This window comes from Wohlfahrtiimonas sp. G9077, from assembly GCF_002252155.1.
GTDB lineage: Bacteria > Pseudomonadota > Gammaproteobacteria > Cardiobacteriales > Wohlfahrtiimonadaceae > Wohlfahrtiimonas.
Genome location: NZ_NEFD01000005.1, coordinates 38,003 through 57,973, shown reverse-complemented (window position 1 = coordinate 57,973; position 19,971 = coordinate 38,003). Strand labels below are relative to the sequence as shown.

21 protein-coding genes are annotated in these 19,971 nt (G+C 44.1%); 11 read left to right on the top strand and 10 right to left on the bottom strand.

Translation table 11 applies throughout. The annotated features are described in order from the left end of the window. Position 1 precedes the first annotated feature (1 nt). Together dnaN and B9T20_RS07520 are read right to left on the bottom strand one after the other, a co-directional pair. Positions 2-1,102, bottom strand: coding sequence for a DNA polymerase III subunit beta (gene dnaN / locus B9T20_RS07525; RefSeq protein WP_094490487.1), 1,101 nt, complete (start codon positions 1,100-1,102; stop codon positions 2-4). A 19-nt stretch (positions 1,103-1,121) separates the two neighbouring features. After that, positions 1,122-1,481 carry a PleD family two-component system response regulator gene (locus B9T20_RS07520; protein ID WP_094490486.1) on the bottom strand — a complete coding sequence of 120 codons (360 nt, stop codon included), beginning with the start codon at positions 1,479-1,481 and terminating at the stop codon, positions 1,122-1,124. A 146-nt stretch (positions 1,482-1,627) separates the two neighbouring features. Between B9T20_RS07520 and pheA the strand changes: the two genes are divergently transcribed. Both pheA and folB read left to right on the top strand, forming a co-directional pair. Further along, positions 1,628-2,704, top strand: a complete 1,077-nt coding sequence (gene pheA, locus B9T20_RS07515; RefSeq protein ID WP_094490569.1) for a prephenate dehydratase — start codon at positions 1,628-1,630, stop codon at positions 2,702-2,704. Between the two features lie 22 nt (positions 2,705-2,726). Beyond that, positions 2,727-3,110 carry a dihydroneopterin aldolase gene (gene folB / locus B9T20_RS07510; RefSeq protein WP_094490485.1) on the top strand — a complete coding sequence of 128 codons (384 nt, stop codon included), beginning with the start codon at positions 2,727-2,729 and terminating at the stop codon, positions 3,108-3,110. On the opposite strand, the gene B9T20_RS07505 is transcribed toward folB, so the two are convergent. The 3 genes from B9T20_RS07505 to ffh form a co-directional block, all read right to left on the bottom strand. Next, entirely contained in the window at positions 3,087-3,338 is a 252-nt protein-coding gene (locus B9T20_RS07505; protein ID WP_094490568.1) for a hypothetical protein, read from the bottom strand. The genes folB and B9T20_RS07505 overlap by 24 nt on opposite strands. Before the next feature lie 77 nt (positions 3,339-3,415). After that, entirely contained in the window at positions 3,416-4,390 is a 975-nt protein-coding gene (locus tag B9T20_RS07500) for a S49 family peptidase (protein WP_094490484.1), read from the bottom strand. 15 nt (positions 4,391-4,405) lie between these two features. Further along, positions 4,406-5,761 carry a signal recognition particle protein gene (ffh, locus tag B9T20_RS07495; protein WP_094490483.1) on the bottom strand — a complete coding sequence of 452 codons (1,356 nt, stop codon included), beginning with the start codon at positions 5,759-5,761 and terminating at the stop codon, positions 4,406-4,408. A 113-nt stretch (positions 5,762-5,874) separates the two neighbouring features. Here ffh and B9T20_RS07490 point away from each other — a divergent pair, with 113 nt between their 5' ends. From B9T20_RS07490 to rsmD, 7 genes are all read left to right on the top strand, one after another. Continuing rightward, positions 5,875-6,669 (top strand): inner membrane protein YpjD, encoded by a 795-nt coding sequence (locus B9T20_RS07490; protein ID WP_233491635.1) that lies wholly within the window; start codon positions 5,875-5,877, stop codon positions 6,667-6,669. A gap of 4 nt (positions 6,670-6,673) precedes the next feature. Continuing rightward, complete coding sequence (tatC, locus tag B9T20_RS07485) at positions 6,674-7,417, top strand: twin-arginine translocase subunit TatC (RefSeq protein WP_008316067.1); 744 nt, start codon at positions 6,674-6,676, stop codon at positions 7,415-7,417. Between the two features lie 117 nt (positions 7,418-7,534). Beyond that, positions 7,535-8,944 (top strand): glutamate--tRNA ligase, encoded by a 1,410-nt coding sequence (gene gltX, locus B9T20_RS07480; RefSeq protein ID WP_094490482.1) that lies wholly within the window; start codon positions 7,535-7,537, stop codon positions 8,942-8,944. Positions 8,945-9,017: 73 nt separating this feature from the next. Continuing rightward, positions 9,018-11,090: a glycine--tRNA ligase subunit beta gene (glyS, locus tag B9T20_RS07475; protein WP_094490481.1), complete on the top strand. Its 2,073-nt coding sequence runs from the start codon at positions 9,018-9,020 to the stop codon at positions 11,088-11,090. 1 nt (position 11,091) lies between these two features. Further along, complete coding sequence (locus tag B9T20_RS07470; RefSeq protein ID WP_094490480.1) at positions 11,092-11,643, top strand: HAD-IIIA family hydrolase; 552 nt, start codon at positions 11,092-11,094, stop codon at positions 11,641-11,643. Further along, positions 11,640-12,365 carry a 1-acyl-sn-glycerol-3-phosphate acyltransferase gene (locus B9T20_RS07465; protein ID WP_094490479.1) on the top strand — a complete coding sequence of 242 codons (726 nt, stop codon included), beginning with the start codon at positions 11,640-11,642 and terminating at the stop codon, positions 12,363-12,365. Before B9T20_RS07470 ends, B9T20_RS07465 begins: the two co-directional genes overlap by 4 nt. Continuing rightward, a complete protein-coding gene (gene rsmD, locus B9T20_RS07460; RefSeq protein WP_094490478.1) occupies positions 12,365-12,931 on the top strand; it encodes a 16S rRNA (guanine(966)-N(2))-methyltransferase RsmD in 567 nt (188 codons plus the stop codon). Before B9T20_RS07465 ends, rsmD begins: the two co-directional genes overlap by 1 nt. Here the strand turns inward: rsmD and argA are convergent. The 4 genes from argA to hemE all read right to left on the bottom strand — a co-directional run bounded on the left by argA (position 12,914) and on the right by hemE (position 16,173). Then, positions 12,914-14,158: an amino-acid N-acetyltransferase gene (gene argA / locus B9T20_RS07455; RefSeq protein WP_233491633.1), complete on the bottom strand. Its 1,245-nt coding sequence runs from the start codon at positions 14,156-14,158 to the stop codon at positions 12,914-12,916. The two genes, rsmD and argA, sit on opposite strands and share 18 nt — an antisense overlap. Continuing rightward, complete coding sequence (locus B9T20_RS07450; RefSeq protein WP_094490476.1) at positions 14,158-14,544, bottom strand: response regulator; 387 nt, start codon at positions 14,542-14,544, stop codon at positions 14,158-14,160. Before B9T20_RS07450 ends, argA begins: the two co-directional genes overlap by 1 nt. A gap of 100 nt (positions 14,545-14,644) precedes the next feature. After that, complete coding sequence (locus B9T20_RS07445) at positions 14,645-15,103, bottom strand: NUDIX domain-containing protein (RefSeq protein WP_008316077.1); 459 nt, start codon at positions 15,101-15,103, stop codon at positions 14,645-14,647. Between the two features lie 11 nt (positions 15,104-15,114). Continuing rightward, positions 15,115-16,173 carry a uroporphyrinogen decarboxylase gene (gene hemE / locus B9T20_RS07440; protein WP_094490475.1) on the bottom strand — a complete coding sequence of 353 codons (1,059 nt, stop codon included), beginning with the start codon at positions 16,171-16,173 and terminating at the stop codon, positions 15,115-15,117. Between the two features lie 280 nt (positions 16,174-16,453). Here hemE and rpsB point away from each other — a divergent pair, with 280 nt between their 5' ends. Together rpsB and tsf are read left to right on the top strand one after the other, a co-directional pair. Beyond that, a complete protein-coding gene (gene rpsB, locus B9T20_RS07435; protein WP_008316079.1) occupies positions 16,454-17,209 on the top strand; it encodes a 30S ribosomal protein S2 in 756 nt (251 codons plus the stop codon). A gap of 108 nt (positions 17,210-17,317) precedes the next feature. After that, positions 17,318-18,193: a translation elongation factor Ts gene (gene tsf / locus B9T20_RS07430; RefSeq protein WP_094490474.1), complete on the top strand. Its 876-nt coding sequence runs from the start codon at positions 17,318-17,320 to the stop codon at positions 18,191-18,193. A gap of 74 nt (positions 18,194-18,267) precedes the next feature. On the opposite strand, the gene B9T20_RS07425 is transcribed toward tsf, so the two are convergent. After that, entirely contained in the window at positions 18,268-19,971 is a 1,704-nt protein-coding gene (locus tag B9T20_RS07425) for a proline--tRNA ligase (protein ID WP_094490473.1), read from the bottom strand.

Below are 19,971 nucleotides of genomic sequence, written 5' to 3'. Positions count from 1 at the left end.
GTTATAGGCGCATTGGCATCACAACGTGATCAACATTGTCATCTTCAGGGTTTTTAATGAGGCAGCTTGAGTTATTTTCTGTAAAGCTCATTTGCACCATATCCCCTTCAATGTTTTTGAAGATGTCAGTGATGTAAGCCGCATTAAAGGCGATCATGAAATCAGCGCCTTGATAATTGACTTCCACTTCCTCTTCGGCCACTTCTTGCTCAGGATTGTGTGCCACCAATTTGATGAGGCAATGGGAGATGTTCATGCGAATGCCGCGGAATTTATCTTGGGATAAAATCGAGGTGCGCATCAAAGAGTCGATCATCTCAGAGCGATCGGCCATGATGATTTTCTCACCAATCGGTGGAATCACGCGTTTATAATCGGGGAATTTCCCTTCGATCAATTTGGTGGTGAACATCATGCTGCCAAGCTCAACGCGTAAATGGTTGTCACTTAATTGTAAATGCAAAGGCGCCGCTTCATTTTCGATGAGTTTTAACAACTCTTCGACGGCTTTGCGTGGCACGATGAATTGATTGGTCAGATGAGTGGCATCTTCAAAAGGATAACGGCTGCACGCTAAACGGTGGCCATCGGTGGCCACAGCAGTGATCATTGTGTCTTGCACATCAAGCAACATTCCGTTTAAGAAATAGCGCACATCGGCCGTTGCCATGGCATACGCAACATTTTGCAAAAGGCTTCTAAAGCGATCTTTTGGCAAGGTTAAGGTGTTGTTAAAGTCGATGTGATCTAACACAGGGAACTCTTCAAGCGGTAAACACGCTAAAGAGAATTTAGAACGACCCGCTTTGATCGCCACTTTTGTGGGCTCAAGAGTCATGTGGATGTCGATGCCGTGAGGCAATGCTTTTAAAATATCGAGCAATTTTTTGGCAGGAATCGTTGTGCCACCGGTTTCAGTTGAGTGATAAGGCAGCGCACAGGACAGCTCAATCTCAAGGTTAGTCGTGGTGAGAATGATCTCCTCTTCTTTCACCTGAAGTTTAACATTTGCTAAAACAGGCAGCGTTTGACCTTTTTCGGTCACGCCAATTAACGCTTGCAACGGTTGTAACAGCTGCTCTCTTTGTACGATTAATTCCATAATAAAAATTTTCCAATGATTACAAGTTCTTGTTGATTTCTGCTTCTAACAGCACAAAATCAATCGGTTTGGTGATATATCCGACCGCACCTTGTTTGCTCGCCCAGATTTTATCGATGTCTTCGCTCTTGGTGCTCACCATCATGATGGGGATATGTTGTGTTTTATCATTGCTTTTAATTTTGCGCAACGCACTAAAACCATTGCAAGAAGGCATGACCACATCGAGTAGGATCAAGTCAGGAAGGTGTACATTTGCAAGTTCAATGGCTTCAAAGCCATCTTGAGCTTCAAGCACGATATGTCCTAACTTTTTTAAGAATCTTGCAATTTCTAATTTTTGTAATTTTGAATCATCCGCAATTAGTATTTTAGCCACGAATACACCCTTTTTAAGTTACCTGCCACCATTAAACATTATACAAGAAAAAAAGAGTTTTTATAGCTTATCTTCTCAGTGATTGACTTTATCTGTGGAATTTGTAAATGTTGAGAATTCACCCATTACAATTATTAGAGAATCACATGTCCACCATCGCAACACATCGCACAGAGATTGATCGCATCGATCAACAGCTTTTGAAATTATTGAATGAACGCGCAACGCACGCTATGGCCATTGGCGCCATTAAGATTGCCAGCGGTGATACAGAGATGTATCGCCCGGAGCGTGAGGCACAAGTTTTATCCAATTATATGGAGAAAAATGAAGGACCCATTCCAAATGCTGAAATTGCGCGCCTGTTTCGTGAAATCATGTCCACTTGTTTGTCCTTAGAAAAACCGTTGCAAATCGCTTTTTTAGGGCCAGAGAAGACGTTTTCTGAATTGGCGGCGAAAAAGCAATTTGGCGGATCGGCCGATTTGGTGCCACAAGCGACGATCCCCGATGTATTTAGAGCCGTTGAAACAGGGCAGGTGGATTTTGGGGTGGTGCCTGTGGAAAACTCAACCGAAGGTGCGGTGAATTTAACGTTAGATTGCTTTGCTCAAACGTCGCTCTCCATTTGTGGTGAGACAACGCTGCGCATTCATCAAAACTTAATTTCCAGCGCCAAAACGGTGCAAGATGTGCAAAAAGTCTTTGCTCATCCACAATCTTTAGCCCAATGCCGCGGTTGGTTGGATAAGCATTTACCGAATGCCGAGCGCATCGCATGTCACTCAAATGTGGAAGCGTTAAAGCAATCGCAATTAGCGCCTGAGTCATCAGCTGCACTTGCCAGCGAAGAGGCCGCGCAATTTTATGAGATTCCGATTTTAGCCCGTTACATTGAGGATGATACGTCAAACACCACGCGCTTTTTGGTCATTGGTCACAAAAAAGTGCCAGAAAGTGGCGATGATAAAACCACGTTCATCGTCTCCGCAAATGATCGCCCAGGTTTGCTCAATCAATTGATCGAGCCTTTGTCCGCTCACAGTGTAACAATGACGCGCATCGAATCGCGCCCTGCGAAACATACCATGTGGGGCTACCTCTTTTATATTGATATTTTAGGGCATCAAGCGGACATTAAAGTGCAAAAAGCCTTGAATGAAATTGAAAATCGGGCATCATTGCTGAAAATTTTGGGATCATACCCAAAAGCTCGTTATTGATTCAGTTGAAAAAGGTTAAAACATGGATACAGTCATCATCCGCAATTTAAAGGCAGAAGCCATCATTGGCATTTATGATTTTGAGCGCACAGCGAAGCAACCTGTGATCGTTTCTCTTGAAATGGCATGGGATAACAAGAAACCGGCCGCCACGGAGAACATTGAGGATGCATTAGATTATGAGAAAGTCTCAAAAAGTGTTAAAGCATTGATTGAATCATCATCGTTTCAATTGGTGGAAACCTTGGCAGAAACGATTGCCGAGCATGTATTGACCACGTATCAAACACAATCATTGTATTTAGAGCTCAAAAAGCCCAATGCCATTGATTTTACCGATTATGTGGGGTTATCCATGACGCGTACGCGCGCCGATTATGCATCAGATCATCGGGTCATCGGTTAAATAGAGCGCAGATAAAATGGCTGCATGTCGCCCATTGGTTTGGGCGGCTTTGCTTTCCACCTTGCTCACAAGGTGATGGGTCAATTCTGTCAATGTGGCGTCATTTTCCTCACGCACATAATGAGTATGGTTGAGTTTTAAATGCACCATGACGTAGACTTTTGCGAGTTTTTTAGCAAGGGCTTCACCATCGGTTTGATGGATGCAGCGCATGAAAAATTTTTCCATAGTTTTTGTTTGACCTAAAATGAGCTGAATGCAGTTAGTGTAGTACACATCGGGCATTAGTCGCATTTTTAGGGAGATTATCGCAATTGCACAGTGCTTGCAGTACTGAACAATCCCGCAAAGGCTTGTGTGCCGATGCGCTTGATAAAGCGACTAAGGCCAGTCTCTTCTACGGTAAAATCTACCAAAGCAGGCGCTTTGATGACATCGCGCGCTAAGCTGCTTGTGGAACCTAAACCATCAATTAAACCTAAAGGCAGGGCTTGTTCACCGCTCCAAATTAAGCCGCTAAAGAGTTCAGGATTGTTGTGTAAGCGCTCGCCGCGTCCTTTTTTCACCGCATCGATGAATTGAAGGTGCACAGTATTGAGCACATTTTTCCAGAAATCGGTTTCAGAGGCATTTTGTGGGGAAAATGGATCTAAAAAGGCTTTGTGCTCACCAGATGTATATAAACGGCGCTCAATGCCAAGTTTATGCATTGCATCCACAAATCCAAAGGAAGCGGCAGTCACACCAATTGATCCCACTAAACTTGCTCGATCAGCATAGATTTCATCGGCAGCTGAGGCAATGTAATACGCGCCCGATGCACCAATGTCCATGATGACGGCATACACTTTTTTAGAATGTAATGCTTTTAAACGGTTGATTTCATCGTACACATAACCACTTTGCACCGGCGATCCACCGCCTGAGTTAATGCGTAGGACAATCGCTTTTGCTTTAGGATCATCGAAGGCTTTTTTCAGCGCAGTGATGATTTTGTCAGCGCTTGCATCTGTTGAGGCAGCAATTTCCCCTTCAATGCGAATCACAGCGGTGTATGCTGTTAAAGGCTCGCCGTTGTCATCTAAATATTTTTGCTGATCGGCGAGCATGGGCCCGGCTGTGATCAATGCAATCACAAAAAGAAAATAGACGGCAAACAAAAGTTTAAAGAAAATGCCCCAACGGCGTTTTCTGCGTTGCTCAATGACGCCCGCTTGGAGCGTTTTTTCGAGCACGGAATACAGTTGTTGATTGAGGGCAGAATCCTTCATCTCGTTCATGTTTGCCGGTTCTCCTTATTTTGGCATGAATTGTTTTAAGCCTTGGAATGTGCGCATCACTTTACCAATGCCACCTTTTTTGAGCTCTTTCATCATGCGTTGCATCTGTTCGAATTCTTTGACTAAGCGGTGCACGTCTTGGATGTCACAACCGGAACCTTTGGCAATGCGCATGCGGCGAGGCCCTTTGAGCAATTTGTAATCCTTGCGCTCTTTTGGTGTCATTGAGTTGATGATGGCAATTTTCTTTTGGAAGACAGAATCATCGGCTTTATCTTTCACTTTTTGTGAAATGTCGCCCATGCCCGGCAATTTGTCTAAGAAGGTATTGATGCCGCCCATGTTGAGCATTTGCTCCATTTGGGTTTTGAAATCATCTAAATCAAATTGTTGATTCTTTTTGAATTTCTCAGTTAATTGTGCCGCTTTGTCTTGATCAACTTTTGATTGAATCTCTTCGACTAAACTCAACACATCGCCCATGTCTAAAATGCGCGACGCCATGCGGTCAGGATGGAATGGATCGAGGGCGTCTAATTTTTCGCCCATACCGATGAATTTGATGGGTTTACCTGTCACTTGGCGCACAGATAATGCCGCACCGCCGCGCGCATCACCATCTACTTTGGTTAAAATAACGCCCGTTAAAGGTAACGCTTGATCAAAGGCTTTAGCGGTATTGACGGCATCTTGACCTGTCATTGCATCCACCACAAATAGGGTTTCAATGGGTTCAACCGCCGCATGAATGCTTTTGATCTCATCCATCAATACTTCGTCAATGTGTAAGCGGCCAGCCGTATCCACAATGAGGATGTCCGCACCACTTTTTTTCGCCCAATCTTTCGCACGCAGTACGATGTCAACAGGTTTTTCAGATGCATCAGATGGAATCCATTCAGCCCCCACTTTACCGGCAACGGTTTTGAGCTGTTCGATCGCCGCAGGGCGATAAACGTCAGCACTGACCACCATCACTTTCTTATTTTTCTTCTCTTTTAAGAAGGCGGCCAATTTACCAGTGGTTGTGGTTTTACCAGCACCTTGTAAACCTGCCATTAAAATGACAGCGGGCGGCTGCGTGCGTAGGTCAAGTTCTGCATTTTCTGCACCCATCACTTCGATGAGTTCTTCATGCACCACTTTAACGAGCACTTGCCCGGGATTCAAACTGCCTTGAACTTCACGACCAACGGCGCGCTCTTTAACGCGAGTGATGAAAGATTTCACCACCGGCAAAGCAACGTCCGCCTCTAAAAGCGCCATGCGCACTTCACGCAAAGCATCTTTAATGTTGTCTTCCGTTAATCTTGCTTGTCCGCGAAGCGATTTCATCGTTTGGCGCAAACGATCACTTAAATTTTCAAACATAATGCCTCAGAAATGAAATAAATTAGTGTATTATAGTCTATTAGCCGCCTAGTTTACTTTAATTAGGCATTCCTTGAAAGTCATTCTTCAACAATGTTGATACAGATAAAGTTATGAATACGCTACTTTTCATCGTGAATATTGCCTGCTACCTCATCGCAATATTGGGTATGGTGTGCTGGGTGAAGGGCAAATTGCCCAAAAAGAGCATCAATGTCACGCTTGCCTTTGCTTGGATTGGCGTGATCTCTCATGCTTGGATGCTCAGTCATGCATTGACCATTGGCAGTGGCGCCATTAACATCGGGGCAGCGAATGCATTTTCTCTGACGATTTTAGCAATGTTGATGATCATGCTTCCAAATGCGCGCAAACATCCTGATTTGACCATCGTGGCGATGGTGTTGGCCATCATTTCGCTTGTGGTGTCAGAAAGTTATCACTCGCAGCTCACTTTGAGCGGCGCACGTCCCATTTTAAGTTTGCACATCATTTTATCCATCATTGCGTATGCGGTGTTGATGGTGGTGGGCATTCAAGCTGCCATCATTGTGCTGCGTCACAGTTATTTGAAAAATCCGACAGGCTACTTTTTTAGCCATTTGCCACCGTTGATGAGCATGGAAAAATGGCTGTTTCAATTGATGGCCATTGGCGCGGTATTGTTGTCATTGAGTTTATTGACGGCCTTGCCATTTTCCGATCTTTGGTTTGACCGTCAGTTCATCCATCGCTCGATTTTATCCATCGTCTCTTTAGTGCTCTTTGTGACATTGCTTGCGCTGCATCATTTTAGAGGATTGCGCGGTAAACCTGCAGCGAAGTGTGCGCTCATTGCCTTCATCGTTCTTTTAGTCGGTGTGTCCGGCTCAAGAATGGTTCAAGAACTGCTTTTAAATAGAACCTAGCGTTATGACAGATCAGAACACAACAGATAACAACCTCAATCAACAATCCCTCATCCAACATTTGATGGAGTTGAGAACTTGCATTTTGCGTGCATTATTGGGTGTTTTCGTCATCTTCTTTTGCTTGATTTGGTTTAGAAATGACATCTATACCTTCATTGCTCAGCCGCTCATCAATGCATTGCCTGCGGGCAGTAAATTGATCGCAACGGAACTCATCTCACCTTTTATTGTGCCGATTAAATTGACGTTATGGCTCTCGTTTTTCTTAGCAGTGCCATGGGTTGTGTATCAAATTTGGCGCTTCATTGCGCCGGGGCTTTATCAAAAAGAGAAACGATTGGTGTTTCCATTATTGGCCTCAAGCATTTTGCTCTTTTATACGGGCATGTTGTTTTCCTATTATGCTGTGATGCCGTTGATGGTGAAATTCTTAGTGGGCACAACGCCAGATGGCGTTGAGATGGCCACCGACATCGGGCAATATTTATCTGTGGTGCTTCGCCTATTTTTCATCTTTGGCGTGGCGTTTGAAGTGCCCGTTGCCATCATCTTATTGGTGTTGATGGATGTGATCAGTGCAAAAGACATCAAAGCAAAACGCCCTTACATCATCATTGGGGCATTTGTGGTGGCTGCCGTTGTCACGCCGCCGGATGTTTTATCCCAAGTGGCCTTTGCGGGCGTCACCATCTTATTGTTTGAATTAGGTTTGTGGATCGCAAGCCGCTTAAAACGCTCGGAATAATGAAATATTGTCTCACAAGCGTATAATGAAGGATGTTTGTTTTTTAATGCATACCTGCGCGCCCATTGCTAGATGGTGGCTGTGCAGGTTCAATTTTAATCGAGAAAGTAAATGAGTATGAAAGTTAGAACGCGATTTGCACCCTCTCCAACGGGCTATTTACACATCGGTGGTGCGAGAACTGCCCTTTATTCCTGTTTATATGCGCACCATAACAAGGGCGAAACAGTGCTTCGCATTGAAGATACGGATTTAGAGCGTTCAACCCCTGAAGCAGTGGCCGCTATCATTGATGGTTTAAACTGGCTCGGCTTAAATTTTGATGAAGGTCCTTTTTATCAAACCAAACGTTTTGATCGTTATAAAGAAGTGATCGCTGAAATGTTGGAAGCGGGCACCGCTTATTACTGCTACTGTACGCAAGAAGAATTACAAGAGATGCGTGACCGAGCAGAAGCGAACAAAGAAAAGCCACGTTATAACGGTAAATGGCGTCCTGAAGAAGGCAAAGTATTGCCAGCCATTCCTGAAGATGTCAAACCTGTGGTGCGTTTTCGTAACCCAATGGATGGCGCCACAAGCTTTGATGACTTAGTACACGGCACCATCACATTCCAAAACAGCGAATTAGATGATTTGATCATTGCGCGTCCAGATGGCACGCCAACGTATAACTTCTGTGTGGTGATCGATGATATGGATATGGGCATCACACACGTTGTGCGCGGGGATGATCACATCAACAACACGCCAAGACAAATCAACATCCTCAAAGCCTTAAATGCGCCAGTGCCACAATATGCACACGTTGCGATGATTTTAGGGGATGATGGACAAAAATTGTCTAAACGCCATGGTGCGGTGAGCGTGACACAATACCGTGATGAAGGTTATTTACCAGAAGCAGTATTGAACTACTTAATCCGTTTAGGTTGGTCACATGGCGATCAAGAGATCTTCTCATGGGATGAAATGGTTGAATTGTTTGACCTCAAAGATGTGAACAAAGCTGCAAGCGCCTTTAACACCAGTAAATTATTGTGGCTCAATCAGCATTACATGATTGAAAAAGATCCTGCCGATTTAGCAACATTGTTGGTGCCTTATTTAAATGCATTGGGCATTGAGCCAACAGACATGGCCTATTTAGCTGAAGCGGTGAAAGCCCATGTGGCGCGTTGTCAAACCATGGTGGAATTAGCGGCCATGATTCAGTATTTGTATGTGACTGAATTGACATATGATGAAGAATCCGTAGCGCACCATTTAACGGCAGAGAGTAAACCTGTATTGATGGCGCTTAAAGATGATTTAGCGGCACTTGATGTTTGGGAATCTGCAGAATTAAAAGGCGTGATGAAAGCCTTAACAAAAACCATGAACATCAAAATGGGCCAAATTGGCATGCCACTTCGCACCGCGATTGTTGGCCGCGCGCAGTCTCCAAACCTAGATGAGACCTTAATGCTCGTGGGTAAAGAGAGAACGCTTGCGCGTTTAGAGACCGCAATTGCAAAAATTGGTTAAAATTTTGACCGAATCAACTAAAAAACTATAATCTTAAGGGATTATAGTTTTTTCTTTTTATGGATGAGATCGCATGAGCACAGCAGACTTATTGATTGAAATTGGGACCGAAGAGCTCCCACCAAAGTTTTTAAACACATTGTCCAATGATTTCAAAGGATTGATCGAAGCAGAATTACAACAAGCGAAATTATCATTTGATGCTTGTGAAGTGTTCGCAGCGCCACGCCGTTTTGGCTTATTGATTAAAGGTTTGATGGATCAGCAAGCCGATTATGTCAATGAAAAACGCGGTCCTGCGGTCTCAGCGGGCATGAAAGATGGCGAGCCCACCAAAGCATTGTTGGGTTTTGCGCGCGGTTGTGGCGTGGATGTGAGCGAATTGCAAACCGTTGCCACCGATAAAGGTGAATGGTTTGCGTACACAGAAACCATCTGCGGACAAAAAACGGTGGATTTGGTGCCACAAATGTTGCTCCATGCCCTCAATAAATTACCCATTGCCAAAAGAATGCGTTGGGAATCGAATGAATTTGAATTTGTGCGTCCTGTGCGTTGGATTGTGTTGCTCTATGGCAATGATGTGATCGAAACTGAAATCATGGGCGTGAAATCTGGCCGCACCACGCGCGGTCACCGTTTCCATTCAGAAGGCACGTTAACCATTGATGCACCGAGTGATTATGAAGCCTTGTTGTTAAACGATGGCAAAGTGATGGCGAATTTTAATGACCGTAAAGCGGCGATTGTGGCACAAGTGGAAAAAGCCACAGCGCAATATGGTCAAGCAATTATGTTGCCAGCGTTGTTAGATGAAGTGACGGCGCTTGTGGAATGGCCGGTTGTGTTGGTGGGGCAATTTGAAGCACACTTTTTAGATGTGCCGCAAGAAGCGTTGATCTCCACAATGCAAGACAACCAAAAATATTTCCCAATTGTGGATAAAGATGGCAAATTGACGCGCTATTTCTGCTTTGTGAGCAACATTGAAAGTGAAAACCCACAAGAAGTGATCAGCGGGAATGAACGCGTGATTCGTCCGCGCTTTAGTGATGCGGATTTCTTCTGGAATTCTGATAAAAAAATCCCATTGGCCGATTATTTACCACGTTTGGCCACCACAATTTTCCAAACGCAATTGGGTTCACAAAAAGATAAAACCGATCGCGTGGGTGCATTGAGCGCTGTGATTGCCAAATCCATCGGTGCAGATACTGAGATTACAGCACAAGCGGCGAGCTTATATAAATCTGATTTATTGAGTAACATGGTACAAGAGTTCCCAGAGTTACAGGGCACAATGGGGCGTTATTATGCCCTTGAACAGGGTTTAGATGCTCGCACTGCACATGCATTAGAACAAGTGTATTGGCCAAAATTTGCCGGCGATCGTTTACCGGAATCAAAAGAAGCCCAAGCGTTGGCAATTGCTGAACGTTTAGACACCATTGTGGGCATTTTTGCCATTGGCCAAATTCCAACCGGCTCACGCGATCCGTACAGTTTGCGCCGTGCGGCTTTGGGCATTTTGCGCATCTCGATTGAAAAAGAGATTGATTTAGACTTAAAAGATCTCATCAATGTGGCATTCATGAACTTGCCGCAAGCGTTGCAAAAAGGTGATGTAAAAGACAAAGTGCTCAACTATATTTTAGAGCGCATGAAAGCCTATACCGCAGAGCTTGGCATTGCACACGATACGTTTGAATCAATTTCTGCCCTTGATTTAAACAATCCGTTGGATATTTTGCGTCGTCTTCGTGCGATCACAGCATTTAGAACAACCGATGCTGCCCACAGTTTGATTCAATCGAATAAGCGCATCTCGAACATTTTAACGAAAAACTTAAAAGATCAAGATGCCATGACAGTCGATGTTGCCTTGTTGCAAGAAGATGCTGAAAAAGCATTGTTTGCAGCGATCACAGCCATTGAACCTGAATTGAAAACGGCCATGCAAGCGCATGATTATGTGGCAACGTTGTCCCATTTATCCACATTAGCAGCACCATTAGATCAATTTTTCACAGAAACAATGGTGATGTGTGATGATTTAGCGGTGCGTGAAAATCGTCTACATTTGCTCAACTTGATTCGCCAATACTTTAAAAACATGGCGGATTTATCCTTGTTGCAAGACGTTTAACATGTTGCCACGCTTAGTGATGCTCGATCGTGATGGGGTGATCAATTATGATAGCCCCGATTACATCAAGTGCCCGGAGGAATGGGAGCCCATTCCTTCATCATTGCGCGCCATTGCTGCATTGAATCAAGCGGGCATTAAAGTGGGCGTTGCCAGTAATCAGCGCGGCATTGGTCGCGGATTGTACGATGAAGCAATGCTCGCGCGCATCACAGAGAAAATGCATCAAGCGTGCGCATCGGTCGGTGCGCACATTGATGCTTTTTACTATTGCCCAGCTTTAGAGCGCACGCATCCTGATCATAAGCCAAACCCCGGCATGCTTAATGCATTAAAAGCGGAGTTTGGCATTCAAGACGGTGAGTGCACCTATTTTGTGGGTGATAAATTCAGTGATGTTAAGGCTGCGCTCAATGCTCAAGTGACGCCCATTTTAGTCACAACAGGTTATGGGAAAAGTGAGCAACAACAAGTCTTAGCACATGACCGAAATATTGCGGTGTATCCCGATTTGGCTGCTTTTGTTCAAGCATTATTAGGAAAATTGATATGATCCAATGGATTCGATCGTTACTCTATTTCATTACATTGATTTTGATCGCTGTCATCTTCATTCCCTTTATGATTTTACTCTCCTACTTTATGCCTGAGCGTCAATATTATCCATTGATTCGCGCATGGTGTGGTTTGGCATTAACGCTGCTTCGCATCATTGCGGGCGTTAAATATAAGGTCAATGGGCTTGAAAACATTGCGCTGCTCAAGGATCGTCCTGCGATCATTATCTCTAATCATCAATCTACTTTTGAAACGTTTTTGTATCCGGTGATTTTTCCGGTGTACTGTTTTGTATTGAAAAAAGAGTTGCTGCGCATTCCAATTTTTGGGCAAGGATTGAAACGATTAAATCCTGTGGCCATTGATCGATCTGAAGGTAAAAAAGCCCTTAAGATGATGATTGACAGCGCAAAAACACGATTGGCCGATCACATTCCGCTCATTATTTTTCCAGAAGGAACGCGCGTTGCGCCGGATCAATCGATCCCTTATAAAAATGGTGCATTTTTAGTGGCTTCTAAATTAAAAGCACCTGTGTTGCCGGTGAGCCACAATTCAGGTTGTGCATGGCCGCGCGGTAAGCTTTTAAAGAAACCAGGCACCATTGAAGTGACCATTGGCCCATTGATTGAAAGCGAAGGCAAAAGTGTGCAAGAGCTCAATGATGCCACATTTGCTTGGATCGAATCTCATAAAAAACAGACATTGGCACCTTAATGAAAAAAACGCAATCTCATACCATTCGCATCATCGGCGGTGATTATCGCTCCCGTTTATTAACCGTTATGGATAAAGAGGGCTTGCGTCCAACGGGCAACCGCATGCGTGAAACGCTCTTTAACTGGTTACAACCGATCATCATCGGGCAAACCTGTTTAGATCTTTTTGCCGGCAGCGGCGCCCTTGGCATGGAAGCTTTGTCGCGCGGGGCCAAATCTGTGACGTTTGTGGAAAAGGATCGGGAGGCTTTTACAGTACTCAAGCAAAATGTCACCAGCATTTGTCAAGAGAGCGATCGTTATCAGTTGTTGAACAAAGACGCTGTGCAAGTAGCCGCGTTGACCCAAGCATATGGCGTGATCTTTTTAGATCCACCTTTTGCATTGCCAACGCTGTTAACTGATGCGCTCAATGCATTGCAAGCATCGCCCCATTTTGCATCGGTGCGATATTTGGTGATTGAACGCAGCCTTGCCATGAAACTTGAGGCGATTGAAGGCTTCAGTGTTCATCGTCAAATGAACACCAAAGAGTCCAATCTATCGTTATGGGTGCGCGCGTAGCGGTTTGATCAGCACTTTTGAATTGCGAGTATAGTCATACTCGGCAAGCTTTTTCGGAGGCAAATGATCAATGCCCGCCACTTGAAAGCCATTTTCCATGAACCACAATGCTGTTTGCGTGGTCAATAAAAAGAGTGAATCTAAACCATCGGCCAATGCTTTTTGCTCAATGAAATGGAGCAGGGCATTGGCTTTTTTTGCTTTGCGATAATCAGGATGCACCAACAGTGAAGCGAGCTCTGCGGTTTTAGATTCCGCATGCGGATAATAAGCCACCGCGCCAATCAATGAGTGATCACGGAACATGAGGAAAAAGTGCTCGATGTCCTTTTCAAGCTCGCTGATGCTGCGTTTTTTCAGGGTGCCATTGTCTTCCCAAGGCTGCATTAAATGCTTGAGGGCTTGAATGTCGCCCATTTCAGCAGGTTTGATCTCATCATAAGGTTCATTGGTGATCATGGCGCCGACGCCATCACGGGTCAATAATTCATAGATGAGCACGCCTTCTGTGGCGGCATTTAAAATGTGCACGCGTTCCACGCCGCTTTCAATGGCCGGAATGCTTAAACGCAAAATCGCTTTGTGCTTATCGGACAAGGCGTCATCATGCATCAAGACTTTGGCAAGATTGGCATTCATTTCTCGTGGGAGAATGGGCGCTTTTTCCGTCAATACCAATAATTTTTCACATTGCAAATGGCTGGCGATGCGTTCGGCCATCTCTAAGCCATCCATGATGAAAGTGTCGCCCGTTGAGGCGTAGCCAAACGTTGGCACCATCATGCATTGAGCATGGCCAAGTAAATTGTGCAGCGCATCCGTTTTGATGCTCCGTGGTTTACCAAAATAACCAAAATCCACGCCATTGTGAATGCCATATGGACGAGCGGTTACCGCATTGCAAGAGACGATGCTTGTGGTGATACGGTATTGGTGAAATGCTTGTGTGAGCAATGTTTCCATTTTGCGCTGGGCAATTTGGCTTTGGATCACCAAGGCTTCGAGATCCGCTTCAGACTCGATGACCACAGCATTGCCAATGGGCATTGGTGGCACAAGGAGAATGATTTTGATGTTAAGGGCGCATAAAAACGCTAAGTCTTCTGCGATGGAGGCGGCATCAGAATGCTCGACGTGATCTAGCAAGACAACAAATGTGCTGCCTGAATAGGTGTGGAAATATTGTCCTGCATCACGCAATACTGAGAGTATTGTTTGATTCCTCATTACATGAATTCATCCCAAAGTTTTTGAATGCGTTCAGGCAACTGCATCGGATCAAAAGGCTTTGTCAATACGCCTAAAAGTTTGGGGGGTTTAGCCTCTGAATAGGCGGCAAAGTTGGCATTGGCGGTGAGAAATATGGCGGGGGTTGCGGCATATTGTGGTTGCTTATGCAATTCCACTAACAATTCAGGGCCGCTCATATTAGGCATCATCACATCAATAAGGAAGAGTTGGGGCCCAAATGCATCCACTTTAGCCAATGCTTCAGCGCCAGAATTGCAAGCTAAGACCTCAAAACCACCAACCTCAGACAAAGAAAATTCGATGATGCTCAGGATGTCCTGATCATCATCTATACATACGATTTTTGTGAGTGGTGCTGCCATCTCGTAATTCTCCGTTCATTCGTAATAGAGCTACTGTTTTCATACTATACACTAGGATAAATGTAAAATAAATTTGTGTATTGCATGATAATTATCGCATTTATACAATTCTAGGATCATGGGCTAAAAAAAGATCAGACCAATAAATCGCTTCACGCACGCGTGGGGTGACCAATTTTAGGGCTTGTGATCGCGTTGCCCAGATCCAATCATTGTGCTCAGGATGACCGAGCTCCGGATTGACGGGGAGCGAGATCTCATGACGATGGGTTTCGGCTAAATAATAGCGCGCAATTTTCTTACCTTTAAAATAAGCGGGGGTTTGATAAAATTCTTGTCCCCAACGAAAGTTCAGATCCGTAATGGTGGTCTCTTCTTCCACTTCACGAATGGTTGCTTCTATGGCACTTTCACCAGATTCCACCTGACCTTTTGGGAAATCCCAAAAGTTATAAGCTTTCAGCAGTAAATACCGAAAGCTTTTATGTTCTATGCGAACCACGATGGCACCTGAAGAGAAGATTTCTACATCATCGCTCCAATGTTTGTCATGTTGCATCGTGACTCTCTTTAGTGATAGGCAGGACTGAATTCGCGCACTGCATCCACCATTGCTTTGACGTTTTCAGGGTCAATGCCAGGGAAAATACCGTGACCTAAGTTAAAGATGTGACCGCCGCCCACGCCAAATTTATCGAGGACTTTTTTCACTTCAGCACGCACAATATCAGGATTGCTGAGCAACACCGCAGGATCCATATTGCCTTGAAGAACAACTTTATCGCCCACCAATGCACGAGCATGGGATAAATCTGTCATCCAATCTAAACCAATGGCGTTTGCGCCGCTGTTTGCTTGCTCAGAGATCCATGCACCACCATTTTTAGTGAAGATGATCGATGGGATTTCTTGTTCTTTGTAGTTTTTAATGAGGCCGGCTAAAATTTTCTTCATGTAGCGAAGAGAGAATTCGTTGTAGCACTCTTTACTGAGTAAACCGCCCCATGTATCAAAGATTTGTACAGCCGCACAACCATTGACGATCTGTGCATTTAAGTAATCGATGATCACATCGCTCAATTGATCAAGCAATGTGTGTAAAAGGGCAGGATTTGAGTACATTAAACCACGGATTTTGGTGTATTCTTTACTGCTTGAGCCTTCAAGCATGTATGTTGCAAGCGTCCATGGGCTGCCTGAGAAACCGATTAATGGCACTCTGCCATCGAGCTCTTTGGTGATCATGCGCACAGCATCCATCACATAACCCAATTCTTCTTCCATGCCCACTTTTGGCAACTGTTTGATTTGAGCCTCTGTGGTCAATGGTTTTTGGAAGATTGGGCCTTTGCCTTCCACAAAGGTTAAATCCATGCCCATGGCATCTGGAATGGTTAAAATGTCAGAAAATAAAATGGCCGCATCAAAACCAAAACGGTCAATCGGTTGCAATGTGACTTCTGTGGCCAATTCAGGCGACATGCACAAATTCATAAAGTTGCCAGCTTTCGCACGCGTTGCGCGATATTCAGGTAAATAACGGCCCGCTTGGCGCATCATCCAACATGGGGTGCGATGGGTTGGCTCACGCAAAAGTGCTTTAATGAAGCAATCATTTTTATAATTCATACTCACATTCCTTAAATATTGATGTGTGTAGTCTAGCATGAAAAGTGCCAATCTTGTAGTCAGTCACACGGTGTTTAATTACCCCTTATTGTTTGAAAGAAATTGATTTTTTTTACCTCACATGGTATAAAGCCGTGCTTCTATCTTTTGCTCATTTTGGCAAAAACTAGAAGTATTTTTTATTCAACGACTCACAAGCTGAACTGTTTAAGTGCTGGGTGCTGTAAAGTCCGCTTAAATATGCTTGGAGGCTCAACCCTAAATTTCAAAGGAAATCAATATGTCAAACGTTACAATGCGCGATATGCTTGAAGCTGGCGTTCACTTCGGTCACCAAACTCGTTACTGGAATCCACAGATGAAAACTTACATCTTTGGTGAACGTCAAAAAATTCATATCATCAACTTAGAAAAAACAATGCCTTTATTTGAAGATGCCATGAATGTAATTTCTAGCATCGCTGCAAAAAATGGTCGCGTTTTATTTGTTGGTACTAAGCGTGCAGCGCAAGAAATCGTTGCGGCTGAAGCAACTCGCGCAGGTCAACCATACGTTGATCACCGTTGGTTAGGCGGTATGTTGACAAACTTCAAAACTGTTAAGAACTCTATCAAACGTTTACGTGAAATTGAAGCGATGAAAGCAGACGGTTCAATCGAGCGTTTAACTAAGAAAGAAGGCATCTTATTGACTCGCGAATTAGAAAAATTAGAGCGCAGCCTTGGCGGTATCAAAGACATGCCATCTATTCCTGATGCATTATTCGTAATCGATGTTGGCTACGAAAAAAATGCCGTTGCAGAAGCTCGTAAAATGGGTATTCCTGTCATCGCTGTTGTGGATACAAACAACTCACCTGAAGGTGTTGATTATGTAATCCCAGGTAACGATGATGCGATCCGTGCAATTCAATTGTATGCACAAGCAGCAGCTGATGCAGTGATCGAAGGTCGTGGTTCTAACGCAAAATTAGTTTCTGAAATCGTTGAAAAAGACGGTTATGTAGAAGCGACAGAAGTTGCGACAGAAGCATAATCAAACGTAGATTGTTTCAAAGCGTTAAATGAAAGTCGCCCGAGCAAACAGATGGTTGATTGGGCGCTTTTGTTTTAGTGATATTCATTAATTTAATGAGGTTTTAAAATGGCAAATATTACTGCTGCAATGGTTAAAGAACTCCGTGAACGTACTGGTTCTGCAATGATGGATTGTAAAAAAGCATTGACTGAAACGAACGGCGACATGGAAGCGGCGATCGATTTGATGCGTAAAAACGGTTTAGCAAAAGCAGATAAAAAATCTGATCGTGCTGCGGCTGAAGGTTTATTGTTAGTTCGTCAAAACGGTACAAAAGCATTAATCTTAGAAGTGAACTGTGAAACAGACTTCGTCACTAAAAACGAAGACTTCTTGAAATTTGCAAACGACGCTGCTGACATTGCATTAAACAGCGATGTAACAACAGTAGAAGAATTGGCAGCACAACCATTAAATGGTTCAACTGTGGATGAAGTTCGTAAAGGTTTGATCGCTAAAATCGGCGAAAATATGAACGTACGTCGTTTAACAGTATTAAACGCAACGGGCACAATCGGTGGCTACGTTCACGGTGGTCGTATTGCGGCAATCGTTGAAGTTGAAGGCGGCGATGATGAATTGGCAAAAGACGTTGCGATGCACATTGCAGCTGCAAATCCTGTATGCATCGATGCATCAGAAGTGCCTGCTGAATTGTTAGAAAAAGAGCGTGAAATCTATTCAGCACAAGCAGCTGAATCAGGTAAACCTGCTGACATCGTAGAAAAAATGGTTGAAGGCCGCATTCGTAAGTACTTAGAAGAAGTTACTTTAGAAGGTCAATCATTCATTAAAGATCCAGACATGAGCGTTGGCAAATTGTTGAAATCTAAATCAGCTAAAGTGACTGCATTTGTTCGCTTTGAATTGGGCGAAGGCGTTGAAATCGAAACCATCGATTTTGCAACAGAAGTTATGGCACAAGCAGGTTTAAATAAATAATTTAAACATCTCTTGATGCGAAAAACGCCTGAGTGATCAGGCGTTTTTTTATGGGTGAGAAAAATCCCATTCAATTATTTTAATTGATCCATCACAAACTCAACGGCAGCATCGACAGAGATGAAGGTGCTTTCTGCATCTTTACGGCCTTTGTATTCAAGTTCATTATTTTTAAGGCCACGTTCACCAATCACCAAACGATGTGGAATGCCCACAAGTTCATGATCATTAAAGGCATTGCCTGGGCGAATGTCGCGATCTTCCAATAACACTTCAACGCCGCGTGCCATAAATTCAGCATACAATTGATCAGTGAGTGTTTTGACCATTTCAGATTTATGGTAATTCATTGGAATCAATGACAATTGGAACGGTGCCATCGCATCTGGCCAAATGATGCCTTTATCATCGTGAGATTGCTCAATGGCAGATGCCACAATGCGCGATACGCCAATGCCATAACAACCCATTTCCATAAAGGTTTGTTCGCCGTTTTCATTGACGACAGAGGCATTCATCGCTTTGCTGTATTTGTTGCCCAATTGGAAAATATGACCCACTTCAATTCCGCGGATAAAGCGCACAGTGCCTTGGCCATCCGGTGACACATCGCCTTCTTCAATGTTGCGTAAGTCAAAAGTTTCTGCCAAAGGTAGATCGCGCTCAAAGTTCACGCCCACATAATGAAAACCATTTTCATTCGCGCCACAAATGAAGTCGCTTGATGAATAAAGGGCATGATCAAATAAGACAGGAATCGGTAAATTCACAGGGCCAATGGAGCCAGGAGAAACGCCTAATGTTTCAATAATCTCAGCATCTGTTGCAAAGCGAAGTGGGCTTGCGATGTCTTTAAAGTTTTCAGCTTTGACTTCATTTAAAGAATGGTCGCCACGTAAACAAATGGCCAATAAATTGCCATCAACACCATGTACAATCAATGTCTTAGTGATTTGACTGGTGGGTACATTTAACTGTTTTGCCACATCTTCTACAGAGCGCGCATTGGGCGTTGCCACTTTTTCAAAGGCTTGTGTGGGCGCGGCATATTTCTCGCCGCGATGCGTTTCTGCGCGCTCAATGTTGGCCGCATAGTTTGAACCGTTAGAAATCACGATCGCATCTTCACCTGAATCTGCCAATACGTGGAACTCTTGTGAACGGTCACCGCCGATGGCGCCTGAATCTGCCAATACCGCGCGGTATTCCAATTGCAAGCGATCAAAAATGGCAGAGTACGCGTTGTACATGTTTTGGTACTCTTTTTCTAAAGAGGTGCTGTCAATGTGGAATGAGTATGCATCTTTCATCAAGAATTCGCGTGAACGCATAACCCCAAAACGTGGGCGGATTTCATCACGGAATTTCCATTGAATTTGATAAAAGTTCACTGGCAATTGACGATAGCTTTTGAGCTCTTGGCGCGCATAGTCGGTCACCACTTCTTCGTGAGTTGGGCCTAAGCAGTAGTCTTTGTCATGGCGATCTTTGAAGGTCAACAATTGCTTACCGAATTTATCCCAGCGGCCCGATTCTTGCCACAATTCAGCAGGTTGAACAAATGGCATCAACAATTCAAGGGCGCCGGCTTTATTCATCTCTTCACGCACCACGTTTTCCACTTTAGACAACACGCGTAAACCGAGCGGTGCCCAAGTGTATAAACCTGAGGTCAAACGACGGATCATACCGGATTTGATCATCAATTGATGGGAGACAATTTCCGCATCTTTCGGAAACTCTTTAGTGGTGCTCAATGGAAAATGTGAGGTTTTCAT